This is a genomic window from Micromonospora sp. RTBAU3-60, from assembly GCF_054963695.1.
Window position 1 is genome coordinate 1 of sequence record NZ_JBUEGB010000117.1, and the last position, 12,485, is coordinate 12,485.

Sequence of the window (12,485 nt, forward strand, 5' to 3'; positions counted from 1 at the left end):
GCGCGCTGGTACCGGGATGAGGGCCTGGACGGGTTAGCAGATGTCGCACGCGCGCATGCTCATCCCGCCGCCGAGAGGTCGAAGTGGGTATGCAAGCTGCGCCGAAGTCATCCGTGGTGGCCAGCGGCCGGCTGCCGGGTTAAGTGTTCAATCCGGATCTGCCGGATGTTAGGCGAGCAAGATGGGCCTATGAGGCACATCTTCCGGGCCGGACCGCCGGTGCCGACCGAGGAAACCCATCGGACGACGCCGTTCGAGGTGTTCTTCGACCTGGTTTTCGTGTTCGCCTTCATCCGGGTGGCGACGTTCGCGGCACAGGCGCCGACGCCACTCGGGCTTGCGCATAGCCTTGTGCTCCTGCTGCTGCTGTGGTGGCCGTTCACTAACTACGCTTGGTTGGCCAACCAGGTACGCGCCGACGTGGGCCTGGTCCGCGCCGGAAACTCCGCTGTGATGGCCGCAATGTTCGTGGCCGCCCTGGTCCTCCCCGACGCGTGGCGGCACGGCACCCAGTCACTGGCCGCGCCCATGACTCTGGCCCTCGTCTACATCGTCGTCCGGGCCGTATATCTGGCCCTCGTCTGGCACATATCGGCCGGCAACGCGCCGCTACGCGCTTCGCTGCGCTTCCGGGTCATCCCGGTCTCGGTGGGCTGGACTGCGGTGCTGTTCGGCGCGGTGCTCGGCGGCGCCACGCAGACGCTGTTGTGGGCCGCGGCGTTCCTCATCGACTGCATCGGCGGCCTATTCATCGCGGTGTCTGCCGGACGCGCTCCGTTGCCCAGCCCCAGCCATTTCGCCGAGCGGCACGGCCTGATAGTAATTATTGCCTTGGGCGAGTCGCTGATCTCGGTGGGCGTCGGCGCCGGATCGGCGGTCACTCGTTGGCCGGTCCTGATCGCTGCGCTGCTCGCCCTGACCACGGCGCTGGCACTGTGGTGGCTGTACTTCGAAAACGCCGCCGCACCTGCCGGACAAGCCCTGGCGCGGATCCCCGCTCCGGACCGGACTCGGACCGGCAGCATCGCCTACAGCTTGGCTCACTTCGTGCTCATCGCCGGGATCATCTACCTGGCCGCCGGCATCGAGGTGGTCCTCGCCCACATGGCCCACCACCCACTCCAGCAGCCCGCTGGGACCCCGCTGGACTGGACTTCGGCCGAAGCTCTGTTCGGCGGCCCGGCCCTCTACCTCGTGGGTCGGGTCCTGTTCCTTCGACTCACCGTCCGGCACACCCCACCTGCCCCGATCCTCGCGGCCGGCACCATCCTCGCGCTGCTGCCCGTTGCCCGGCACCTTCCCGCCCTCGCTGCCCTCGCTCTAGTCGCCATCATCTTGATCGCCCTGGTCTGCTATGAACGGATCAGTTGGCAGCCAACCGCCGCGGCGAAATGACCGAGCGATCGTCGGCGGGGTGACCGGCAGCTTCGGCAACCCGAGCATGCTGCTCCTCGGCCGGTTCGATCGGCGGGGACGCCTGCGCTACACCGGTCGCACCCGCCCGTTGGCGATGCCCCAGCGTCGGGACTCGCGTCGCTGCTGTCCCCACACCGGCTGCAGCGCCGGGGCATCGTCGCGCATCCCTGGCCGCAGCCGCTGCCCGCGAGCTGGGGCGGGCAGCTGGACCGACCCGAGCCACTGCGCTACGTGCAGGTGGAGCCGGCGGTGGTGGCTGAGATCGAAGTGGACACCGCGTTCGAGCACCGGCGATGGCGCCACCGGGTGTGGTACGTGCGTCCGCGGCTGGACCTGTCGGCGAGGCCGACCCGTTCTGGGACGCCGCGGCCGGAGCGTGAACAAGTTGGTGGCCCAACGGCTGACGGCCGGGTCACCAGATCGGGTGTTTCTCGAGCTAACCAGGCGTGTGGGTCAGGCCAGCCGGAGGACCGTTGCCTGAGGCAAAATGTGTCACCGTGGAAAGTATTGCGCTCAACTAACGGGGCAGCGCGAATCAAGACCTGGGAGAACACCACTCAATGACCACCCCCTACGACCCTGCGCAGAACCAGCCGCCGGCCGGCCAGCAGCCGATGCCGCCCACCGCTCAGTTCCCGCAGGTGCCCGCCGGCCAGTTCCCGCCGCCGGCGCCCGGGCAGTTCCCTCAGCAGCCCGGCCAGTTCCCGCCGCCGCCCGGCGCGCCGGCGCCCGCCGCCCGCAAGCGGCCCTGGCTGATCCCCACCCTCATCGGCGTCGCCGCGTTCGTGGTGCTGTGCTGCGGCGGTTCGATGGTGATCGGCCTGGTCAGCGGCGACGACAAGAAGACCGATGTGTCCGCCAGCAGCGACATTCCCGCTGCCAGCCCCAGCACCTCCGCCCCCGCGGCCGTCGCCCCGAGCACGTCGGCGCCCACGCCGGCCAAGCCGGAGCCGGCGAAGACGACCGCGGCGCCGGCCCCGGCCAAGCCGAAGACCTTCGGCGTCGGCGACAAGGTGCGCGGCGGTGACTTCGAGTTCACCGTCAACAGCGTGAAGTGCGGGATCTCCCAGGTGGGCAACCAGTTCCTGAACACCAAGGCGCAGGGCATGTTCTGCAAGGTCAACGTGACCGTCAAGAACGTCACGAAGAGCGCGCACACCTTCCACGCCGACGGCACCCTCACCGCCCAGGACGCCACCGGCCGGGAGTACGAGGCCGACGGCGAGGCCGGGATCTACGGCAACACCGACGGGCAGGGTTTCCTCGACGAGATCAACCCTGGCAACTCGGTTAAGGCGAACGTCTACTTCGACGTGCCGAAGGGCACGAAGCTCAAGACGATCACCTTCGACGCCGGCCTGTTCACCTTCGCCGAAGACGCCGTCGTCACCCTCTGACCGGCCCCAGCCGGGAAATGCTTGACTCGGCGAAAACAGCGACAGCCCGGAGGTTCTCCGGGCTGTCGCTGCCAGGCCGGACTCAGCCCCTCCAGCCCCGTCCGCCCACACCGGCGAGCGTCACTCATACGCGTCCCTTCCCCGCCATCGTCGGGCAGCGGGAGCGGGGCATGGGTGCAGATCAGGCACAACGAATGCGTAGGGTCTGGTGGCCGCCGGTCCTCACCTGACCAACTCCTTCAGGCTCCCCCTGGGTAACCCAGATGGCTGTCACCGGCCCAACCGATGCCGCCGGGCGGTTGCTTCCACTCGCTAGCGCGCCTCTTCGAGATCGACAGGTTTGGCCACCGCTTACGTGCCGCTTGCCGGCTAGCGCCTACCGCTGCACCGAGCTCGGGATATCCGGCGCCGTACTGCACCGCTTCCGCTGCGTTGACGGATACGAGGTCAGCGAGAAGGGCACGCATCTGCTCGCCTGTCGCCATACGCGCGAGGTGAGTTCGCATCCTGGCTGCGTAGCTCGGCTCGTGGCCTGCCCTACGCCGGGCTTCCGGGTTGGAGTCGTTTATCCGCTGCGCCCACTCTGCGGCAACAGCGCTAAGTTCCCGCAGTAGTTCCTGCCGCTCGCCCGGCGTTAGATCACGCATGGTACGGCTCCCTCGTTTGGTGACCTCGCACTTCAGCGTCCACCCGACAACTAAAGTTGTCAACCGTTGCAAGCATGTGACTATCGGGCATACCCTCGCCGGACAACCCCTCGAGGTCGTCCGCCAGGTCCGCGACAACATCCGCGCCCGGGTGGAAAGCCTCGTCAACAACCTCACCCCCGACCACCAGCGAGGCATGACGGGGCCGGTTCCGGACCGCTGGCCACCCGTCTACTCCACGTGATCGGGATGGTGGGCGGATCCGCGATCTGCGCCCCATGCTCGCCGTGGTGCTGCTCAGCCACATCAGTCGGCCCGATCACCGCATGCCGGCGTTGCTCATCCTAGGACACATGTTCGACTAACCTGCGAGCGTGGAGTGGCGCAACCGGTGGCATATCACGATCCGCTGGGACCGGGCCGAGAACTCGCCCGCCGGCGTGACCGTGGTGGAGCGCGTCGTCGACTCCACCGCCGAGCTGCGCCGCCTGGTCGACAGGGCCCGCGCCGACCCACACGTGGTCGCCTTCCCGTATCGGCGGGTCCGCGAGCTGGTCGGCGGCGAGCCCGACCTCTGCCTGAACGGGCACGGGTACGCCGGCGGCTCCGCGACCCGGCCGGTGCGCGATTGGCTGCCCTGCTCGTGCGGTGGGCACCTCGTGCTCCGCTGCCGCATGTGCCCCGACATCTGGGTGGACCCGATCGTCAGCACCGAATGCGACCCGTGCCGCACCGACAGCTAGTCCGCCTGACGGACTAGCTGTCGGAGTCGGGCGTGCTGAGCGTTGGCAGGATCCCGGTCATCGCCAGCACCCGCCGGACATGGCCGGTGGGATTGACCAGGGCGAGGCTGCCGCCCGTATCGGTGGCACGACTGTGGGCGTTGACGAACGTGTTCAGCACGGTGGAGTCGATGAAGCTGACCCGCGCCAGGTCGACCTGGACGCGGGGCGCGCGGGCGATCGCGGCCTGCAGGACGTCCTCCAGCGGGCTGGCTGCGGCGATGTCGAGTTCGCCGAACAGCGTCACGACGGCGGTCCCGTTGCGCACCGTTGTCTGCGACTGCCACATTTGCTCCACGCCGCACCTCATCCGGTCCCGCTCGACTGTACGCGGGGAAGGCGGGCGGTGACGGTGGCTGTCGTCCCGTCCGGCCCGCTGTCGATGACGAGGCTGTCGGTGAGCTGCTGGGCCAGCCACAGGCCCCGGTGGCCTGGAATTCCGGGGCGCGGCAGCGCGATCGGAAGATCCTCTGTTCCGGGGCCTTGGTCGGTGACCTGGCAGGACAGGGATAAGGCGTCGCGCAGCAGGCGGAGGCGTCCGCTGCCGCCGCCGTGGCGCACGACATTGGTGACCAGCTCGTGCACGGCCAAGACGAAGTCCTCCAACCCGTCACCGGCGAGGCCGGCCGCGCCGGCGGCGGCGACGACGGCGTGCCGCAGCCGCGTCACCGCGACCTCGGTGATCGATTCCGACAATAGAGTCACCGCGCCCCGGACATCGTCCGGATCGCCCCCACCGGCCCCGACGTGGCCGCGCCAGCTCACGTGGGCACCGTACAGGCGCTGGATGACCACCGCATGCGATGGGACGTCGGGTGGGGCCGCTTCATGGCCCGCCCACGGCTTGCCTCAAACGCGTGCCCGCTCTGCAGGTGCCGCGAGTCCTGCCTAGTATGTTCCCCGGATGCGCCGGTGACCGGTTTGAAAGGTCGGCGGCCACCATCCGGAGCGGGTGCCCTCGACCCCCGGGTTCCCGTATGGCGCACAGGGAGGCCCCGTTCACCCCCAAGAACGGGGCCTTCCGCGCGATGAGCAGCCGTCGGCACCGGGCACCGGGCACCCTTGGGTCGAGCAGACAGCTGGCTATCCGGGCTGCTGATGGCGCCGGATCTGCTCGGCGAGCACTGCAAGACGCGCATGAATGTCGGCCAGCTCACGGCAGCGCGCGGTTCGACTCGACGATCACTCGGACCTGGCAGCTTGATCCGGCAACGCGCGGCCGGCAGCGGGGGCCTGTTGTCTGTTCGCGGGATGGGTCGGCTGGACTTTTGGCTGATGGTGAGTATGGTCAGCTAGCTGTCCGCACCTGTGCGTTCAGAGGAGGCCGGCGACCGTGGCCGAGAGATCGACCGCTCGCCCCGCCGATGGGGCAGCCCAAGACGACGACCCAAATGAAATTGACAGCTGGATCGCTCACCTGTCGCGGCCGGCAGGAAGCGACTCCGACACGTTCGACGAGTCGTCGGAGGCCGCCGCGCCGCAGTGGCGCGAGGACGTGCCGGACCCGTACGAGGAGTCGTACCAGCCCGAGGACACGAACCCGGAGCACGAAGCGCGGCAGGCACGACACCGGGCGGACCAGCAGTCCGAGGAATACGAGCAGTACGACGGGGCGTACGGCCAGCACGACTACGCGTACCGGGGGTCCGACCCGGTGGCCGAACCCGCACCGGCGGGCTACGAGCCCGACCAGACCTACCGGGGCGACGAGCACGAGCAGGCCTCTTGGGAGGAACGCCGGGCCAAGGCGCCGTACGGACCGAACGATGCCGGTCCGATGCGCGAGGACGCGCATGTCGGGCTGCAGGAGACCTACGTCGTACCGGAGGTGGGCTACGCCCACGAGGAGCCTTACCCGCACGACGATGACGCCGCCCTGAACGAGTACCGCTACGGCGGGTCCGCCCCGCAGTACCCCGAGGCGGCCGAAGACGCTCCGACCCGAGTGCTCCACAACCTGGAGCTTGATGCCCGCCCGCGGCCGGCCGGTCGGCGGCGCTGGCTGATCGCAGCCGGCGGGCTAGCGGTGGGGGCACTGGCCTGCGCTCTGGCGTTTACCTCGGGGTCGGGCGGGCCGCCGGAATCCGCCCTGCCGGTGGTGACAGCCACCATCCCGCCGGACGCGTCTGAGGAGCCGATTGCCCTCCCGGACATGCCGACGGAGACGCCGAGTTCCGCGACCCCGCAGAGCTCCTCCGCCACGCCTAGGACCACACCGAAGGTCACCCGTTCGCCTAGGGCCGCGCCGTCGGTCACCCGCCCCGCCGCACCGCCCCCGACACGCGCCGTGGCCACGCCGACGCAAACCCGAAGCGCGAGTCCGCTCCTGCTCGGCCCGTCGAGCAGCGGCGGGGTGGCGAACATGGTCCAGGGATACTGCGATCGGCACGCCACCGGGAGCTCCGCAGAGCCCCGCAACGACGGCAGTTGGCAATGTACGAGGCTTCTCTCTGCGTCCACCGTCGACATGAACGTCGCCTGCCGCGACACGTACGGCTCGGACACCTACGCACGAACATCGAATCCAGGCGACCCATACGCCTGGCGGTGCTACCGCTGACCACCCGTTGCCCGCCACCGATAGCCCGATCTCCGTCCGGCACCCTACGACCGCATCAGGCATCTATCGCGTTGCCGATGCCCTTCGATCTCCTTCTCCAGCGGCGCTAGGCGGGCAGGCCGGAGAACCTCCGGACTGTCGCTGCCAGGCGGACTCACCCCCTCCAGCCCCGTCCGCCCACACTGCGGGCGCCGATGACGCCTCGTCAGTCGGCTACCCCGCGGCGGGGTTAGCTCGTGGAGAGTGCGCTGAGGAAGACGAGCTATTGCGCGCACCCTTCACCCGCTCGGCGGCGGGCCACCCCGACGTCGTTACCGCAGGTCGGCGGCGATCCGGTCGGCGTCGGCGGTCAGTGCGTCGTAGCCATCGGCGGTGAGCTTGCCATCGCGTCGCAGGTCGCCGAGCTTGTCGCGCAGCTTCTTGACCTGGTTCTCTGCCTGGTCCGGGTTGCTTTCGGCGATCTCCTTTGCGATCGCGTCCACCTTGGTGTGCAGGTCCTTTGCGGCATCCGGGTTCAACCGGCCGGCTTCCACTTGCTCCTGGATCGACTGGCGCATGCCGGCGATCGGGTCGGTGGGTGGGGTGGGGCTCGGCCTACGGGAGGTGGCCCGAGGGCTTGGTGTCGGGCTGGCCGGGTTGCGGGTGGCGGACGCGACGGTGTGCAGCGTCGGCGTGGTGGGCGCGACGGTGAGCGGCATAGCCGGGACGCGAGGCGCTGCCGCAGTGGTGGCCGATCCCGGCGGTGTGGTCGGTCCCGCGGTCGAGGTGTGGTCGCCGCGGTCGAGCAGCGTGACGCCGGCCAGGGCGAGCAGCGCGACGCCGAGCACGGCCGCCGCCAACAGCGCATCGCGGCGATGCCGTGCCGGGCGGTCGCCCGGCCTGGGGCGCACCGGACCGCCTGCGTCCGGCCTGGGCGGACGAGCTGTCACCGGCGTGGATCGTCCCGGTCGGCCCGGGGCTGCCGGCGTGACCGGCACGAGGGGAACCGGCGTGCCGGCCCGGGGCAGCAGGGCAGCGAGGCCGTCCCGGACCTCGGCCGCGTCGGGCGGCCGGTCGGCGGGATCTTTGGCTAGCAGTTCGGCGGCCAGGGCGTCCAGCTCAGCGGGTACGTCGGGCCGGCGCTCGCGCAGCGGCGGGGGTGGCACGTTGACGTGCTGATGCAGCACGCTGAGCGGCTCGCCGACGAACGGCGGACCGCCGGCGAGCATGGCGTAGAGGGTGCAGCCGAGCCCGTACAGGTCGGTGCGCTGGTCCACCGGCTGGCCGAGGGCCTGCTCCGGAGACATGTACGAACTGGTACCCAGCTTGGTCGCCGGCTCGGTAAGGGTGTTCTCCCCCTCGGCCCAAGGAAGGCGAGCGATGCCGAAGTCACAGATCTTCACGGTGCCGGCGGCGCTCACGATCAGGTTGCCCGGCTTCACATCACGGTGCACCACCCCGGCCGCGTGCGCGGCGGCGATCCCGTCGCAGGCCTGCACGGCGATCGACAACGCCTGCAGGACAGTGAGCGGGCCGTCGGCGATCAGCGCGGACACGCTCCGCCCCTCCACCAACTCCATGATCAGGTAGGAGTCGTTCGCCTCGGTGCCGAAGTCGTAGACAGCGACGATGTGCGGATGCGTCAGTCCGGCCGCCGCACGGGCCTCGCGGTCGAAGCGTTCCGCGGCCATCGGCTCCATCAGTCCCGCCGCGGCGAGCACCTTGATCGCCACCGGACGATCCAGGCGCAGATCGCGACCGCGCCACACCTCACCCATGCCGCCGCTGCCCAGCAGCTCCTCGCACTGGTAGCGGCCATCCAGCAGACGTCCCAGCACAGGCCTCACTGCTCCAACCCTGCGCGCCGCTACACGGGGGGGCGGTGACGCGACGGCCGGCATCGGGGTCAACGGACGAACCACCAGGAGTCGCTCATGGTGGACGATCCCCCAAGATGGTCAACGCGCCATCGGCACCGAGGAAACGACCAGCCAGCGCCGCTGCCGGCCGCCGCGACGACCCGCGGTAGGTACTCAGCGAGGGCCGGCAGGCACGGACAACCGGGCTCGGCCTGCAGAGCATCTCCACCACTGGCTACCCCAGACCACCCTGACCTGACCGGGGTCGAAGGGCACACCGGGTGACACGCAGAGGAATGCATACCCCTCCCCTACCTGCCGGCAACTGCGGCGGGACTCCGAGAAGTCGGTTGGGGGCGGCGCGATGGAATATTCCTCCCGCCGGGCCATCGGCGTCGTCAGCAACCGACGACCACCGCTCCGATCCGCTCGTGCTGAGCCCAACCCCGTGCGACCTGCGTGGCAACCTCTGCCTGCAACCGTCGTGGGTCCAAAGCCAAGAGCCGGCACGACGGGCAAAGTGCCAGAGGTCCACCGTCACCTCTTACCGGGTCGCTTGGCTGGCAGCGAAATCCGATCGGTACCTCCTCCGATAGGGGAAGACAGTACTTCACCAGGGTCCCCATGCTCGCGCACATGAGAAGCGCCTTGACGTGGTGCGGGTGCATTCAGGACCTCCTCGTCCGTGTCAACGCCAGTGACCGTGCACCGCACCTCTCTAACCGGCGGCGAGGCAGCGCAATCATCTCTCAGGCGCGATCTGCCCGCGCAACGCGGAATCTCCCGCCTCCCGATGAATGGGAGCGGCCGAAGGCGCCCCGGGTGGGGATCAGAGGACCGTCAACGACGGCGATCTGGCCGACCAGGCGCCAGCGGACCCGACGAGGGCGAGCAAGAGCGGCCCAGGCCGAGTTGATCGCGTGGGTCGCGGCCACCCCGGCGACGCCCCCACGACGAGCATCCCACCACCGTGTTGCCTCTGGTGAGCACAGGACGGCGCCAACACGAGCCCGTTGGCGACGGGCGCCGCGTGATGTGGGTGGCGGTCGCGGGTGCAGTCGTCGCGATCGTGGCCGCGGCACTCATGGTTGCCTTCGCCGGCGGCGACAACACCGAACAGCCGGGACCGGCTTTGGTGCTGCCTCGGTCCACCGGCGTCGGATCCCTTCCGCCCACCAACCTGCCCACGACCGAGGCAGCGTCGCCCTCTCCGATCGCCTCCCCATCACGGTCGTCGAAGCCGCGGCGCAGCGCCCAGCCGGCAGAGCTCATCGCGGCATTGCAGGCCGCGGTCGACGGCCTGGAGCAGCAGGGGCACCTTCGCCGCGATGCCGGTAAAGAGCTGCGTAAGCGGCTGCGTGAGGTGGACGAGAAGCTTTCCGACGAGCACACGGACGAGGCGCGCGAGAAGCTACGAGACTTCGCCGAAAAGTTGATCGACCTCCGCGAAGAGAACGACATCACCGTCGATGGCTACGAGGTGCCAGCCGCTGGAGCGACGCAACTCGCACAAGCGTTGTCCGCCCGCTGACAACGCTGCGGACGAACTCGCCTGTGCACTGGCTACGCCCTTTCCGCCGGAGCCAGTGCCTGCTCGCGGCCCTGCCCGTCCTCGTCTGCACGAGAGACCGGGTGATCGGCCCATGGGTTCGGCCTGATTCGCCAACGACGACTGAACCACCATGGGGACGACGGCGGCCGAGCCGTCGACCGAAAGTCGGCAAGTGGTAACACGACGATGTGCGGCGCCAGCATCGGTGTAATGGGAGAGGAGTGAGTGTCGCCTACTAGAGGTGAAGGGCGATCTGGCCCTTCCGCCCGGGCGGCTCACCGGCACCCTTCCCCCGATGGGCCGCTCGGCGTCGAAAGCGAGAAGGTTGGAGACAGCATGCCGTCCCGAGCGCTCTATTCCTCCGCGGAGTGGCCAGCGCTGAACTTGCAATCCGTGCCCGCCCGACCACCGGTATGGAATGCGCCGTACCCACCGCCGGCCACGACGCGACGCATGGATCAGTGGCCGGTCTACACGCTGTTCGGAGGAATCATCCTGCTGACCGGCTGCCTCGCGCTGCTGGTCGCAACTCTCACAAGCTAAGAAGACCGCCACAACCAGCCTCCCAGCCCGTTCGTTGGGCTGCCGTCGCGCTCTACCGGTCACAGCCGCTGCCGCGCTCGACAGCATCGGTTCGCGTAACACCGCCTCCGTCACCGATCTCGCGACGTTGTCAGCGGTGACGGCCTCGGCCCGAGAATCGAGACGCGCTGTCGGTGAGGCAACGGTCCGTTCAGGCGGGGCTGGATGGCTGCCTCCCTCCGCTAGCCTTGACGTCGGCCTTGTTGATCACCGCCAAGGCCATGGTTGGCGCGTCTGCTGAGGTCACCCGGACGCGGTCTGGCTGGAACGTGGCATCGGTGCGCGGGTGCGGCCGAGCAGCGGGTCCACGTGCACCCGCCGTGACCTCAGCGTTCGTTGGCTTGGGGGCAAGACGGTCGAGCGAGCGGGCAAGTTGTTGCCTCCCGTCGTCGAGATGCCGGGCGACCGCCCGAATCTGCGAGATCATCGCCTCGCCGGCGACCTGCAACGCGTTCCGTTCGGCTGCTGGGTCGTCGCCCTCGACCCCAGCACCGGGGCGATTGTGGTGCGTCGCCCGCTGCGCCTCCTGTCTGGCGTTGGCGACGGCTGCTTTTATGGCGTTGTCGTACTGCGCGCGGGCGTACTCGGCTACCCGGTGCGCGTAGTCGTGGGCCTGGGCCATGATCTGCTCGGCTTCCCGTTGCGCCTCGGACAGCAGGTTGACCTCGTTGGCTGTGGACAGTTTCGCGGCCGCGTCATGGCTCGGGATCACCCCGTGCCGGTGCAGCTCGAGGTGAGCGGCGAGTCGCTCGTTCTCGGCCCACAGGTGTGCGATCTCAGTCGCGAGCAGGTCGAGCTCATCGGCGGCCTGGATGCGGAAGCGGTCGACCTCGACGTCGTCGTAGCCACTCCGGGTGAACGACGTGGTGTGGAACTGCCAGCGCCGTACCCGGTCGGCGGTGATCCGCACCCTCGCCTGAGTGGGAGCCTCCGCTTGGTCGTAACCGCTGGTCGCGCTCATCGGTCATCTCCGGGATTGTCAGCTGCTGATCGCGGTGCCACCGCCGTCCACTGCAGCGCGCCCGACCAACACGTGTCGGACCATTCGTGGCGCACATGCCCAGGGACGGCGCCCACGAGGCCACCACCACCGCGTCGCCTACGCCGCCGACCGTCCGCCGGTTGGTCAGCCTCGTGGCGCCTGGCTGGACGCGTCCTTTCTTGGCGTTCTTGATCGCCTCGCGGTTCCTGGGCGCGGCTACCGCTCGCAGGATCCGCTGTCGAGGTGGAAGTATCTCGCGTTGGCCCAGCGGCAGAGCCGGATGCCGACGACGATGCCGGCGATCGTGACCAGGGCGGGGAGGTACCCGCTGGCGACTTGCACGATGGGGATCGCCGGGCAGCCACCCGAGATCGCCCAGCCGGTGCCAAACAAGATTGCCCCGGGGATTACGCCGGCGTGGATCCGCCCCGGGGTGCGGCGGACGCGCAACACGGCGAACACCACGACGATGATCGCTACGGCGCCGGCGAAGGCCAGGAGCATGCGTAGATCCTGGAAGGTGAACATGCGGTTCAGTTCGGCGTAGTCGGCGAACCCGATGTTCGCGACGGTGTAGCCGAGGGCCAGCCCAGCGATGATGTTGGCGACGATGAGCCCGCCCCGCGTGCGCATCAGATCACCTTCCACAGCAGGAACGACACGAGGACGCCGGTGCCGAAGAAGACGGCAGTCGCGACAATGCTGACCGGCTGTAGCCGGCCACAGCCG

At 69.2% G+C, this 12,485-nt stretch carries 11 protein-coding genes; 6 read left to right on the top strand and 5 right to left on the bottom strand.

Annotated elements, in window-relative coordinates; genetic code table 11:
• The 4 genes from ACY34I_RS38900 to ACY34I_RS38915 all read left to right on the top strand — a co-directional run.
• Window positions 1-1,395, top strand: a 1,395-nt coding sequence (locus tag ACY34I_RS38900) for a low temperature requirement protein A (protein ID WP_462760300.1), incomplete at its 5' end; no start/stop codon positions are given.
• A gap of 581 nt (window positions 1,396-1,976) precedes the next feature.
• Window positions 1,977-2,813, top strand: a complete 837-nt coding sequence (locus ACY34I_RS38905) for a DUF4352 domain-containing protein (protein WP_462760302.1) — start codon at window positions 1,977-1,979, stop codon at window positions 2,811-2,813.
• Window positions 2,814-3,536: 723 nt separating this feature from the next.
• Entirely contained in the window at window positions 3,537-3,704 is a 168-nt protein-coding gene (locus tag ACY34I_RS38910) for a hypothetical protein (RefSeq protein WP_462760304.1), read from the top strand.
• A 130-nt stretch (window positions 3,705-3,834) separates the two neighbouring features.
• Complete coding sequence (locus tag ACY34I_RS38915) at window positions 3,835-4,203, top strand: hypothetical protein (protein WP_462760306.1); 369 nt, start codon at window positions 3,835-3,837, stop codon at window positions 4,201-4,203.
• 13 nt (window positions 4,204-4,216) lie between these two features.
• Here ACY34I_RS38915 and ACY34I_RS38920 read toward each other — a convergent pair whose 3' ends face one another.
• A complete protein-coding gene (locus tag ACY34I_RS38920) occupies window positions 4,217-4,531 on the bottom strand; it encodes an STAS domain-containing protein (protein ID WP_462760308.1) in 315 nt (104 codons plus the stop codon).
• A gap of 17 nt (window positions 4,532-4,548) precedes the next feature.
• The gene (locus tag ACY34I_RS38925; protein ID WP_462760310.1) at window positions 4,549-5,007 is read right to left on the bottom strand and encodes an ATP-binding protein; all 459 of its coding nucleotides are present in this window, start codon (window positions 5,005-5,007) and stop codon (window positions 4,549-4,551) included.
• Window positions 5,008-5,575: 568 nt separating this feature from the next.
• On the opposite strand from ACY34I_RS38925, the gene ACY34I_RS38930 reads away from it, so the two are divergent.
• Window positions 5,576-6,802: a hypothetical protein gene (locus ACY34I_RS38930; protein ID WP_462760312.1), complete on the top strand. Its 1,227-nt coding sequence runs from the start codon at window positions 5,576-5,578 to the stop codon at window positions 6,800-6,802.
• 311 nt (window positions 6,803-7,113) lie between these two features.
• Here ACY34I_RS38930 and ACY34I_RS38935 read toward each other — a convergent pair whose 3' ends face one another.
• Window positions 7,114-8,619: a protein kinase domain-containing protein gene (locus tag ACY34I_RS38935; RefSeq protein ID WP_462760314.1), complete on the bottom strand. Its 1,506-nt coding sequence runs from the start codon at window positions 8,617-8,619 to the stop codon at window positions 7,114-7,116.
• A 1,003-nt stretch (window positions 8,620-9,622) separates the two neighbouring features.
• On the opposite strand from ACY34I_RS38935, the gene ACY34I_RS38940 reads away from it, so the two are divergent.
• Window positions 9,623-10,171 carry an FIMAH domain-containing protein gene (locus tag ACY34I_RS38940; RefSeq protein ID WP_462760316.1) on the top strand — a complete coding sequence of 183 codons (549 nt, stop codon included), beginning with the start codon at window positions 9,623-9,625 and terminating at the stop codon, window positions 10,169-10,171.
• Between the two features lie 754 nt (window positions 10,172-10,925).
• Here the strand turns inward: ACY34I_RS38940 and ACY34I_RS38945 are convergent.
• Both ACY34I_RS38945 and ACY34I_RS38950 read right to left on the bottom strand, forming a co-directional pair.
• Window positions 10,926-11,735, bottom strand: coding sequence for a DivIVA domain-containing protein (locus ACY34I_RS38945; protein ID WP_462760318.1), 810 nt, complete (start codon window positions 11,733-11,735; stop codon window positions 10,926-10,928).
• Between the two features lie 237 nt (window positions 11,736-11,972).
• A complete protein-coding gene (locus ACY34I_RS38950; RefSeq protein WP_462760320.1) occupies window positions 11,973-12,389 on the bottom strand; it encodes a YeeE/YedE thiosulfate transporter family protein in 417 nt (138 codons plus the stop codon).
• Window positions 12,390-12,485 lie beyond the last annotated feature (96 nt).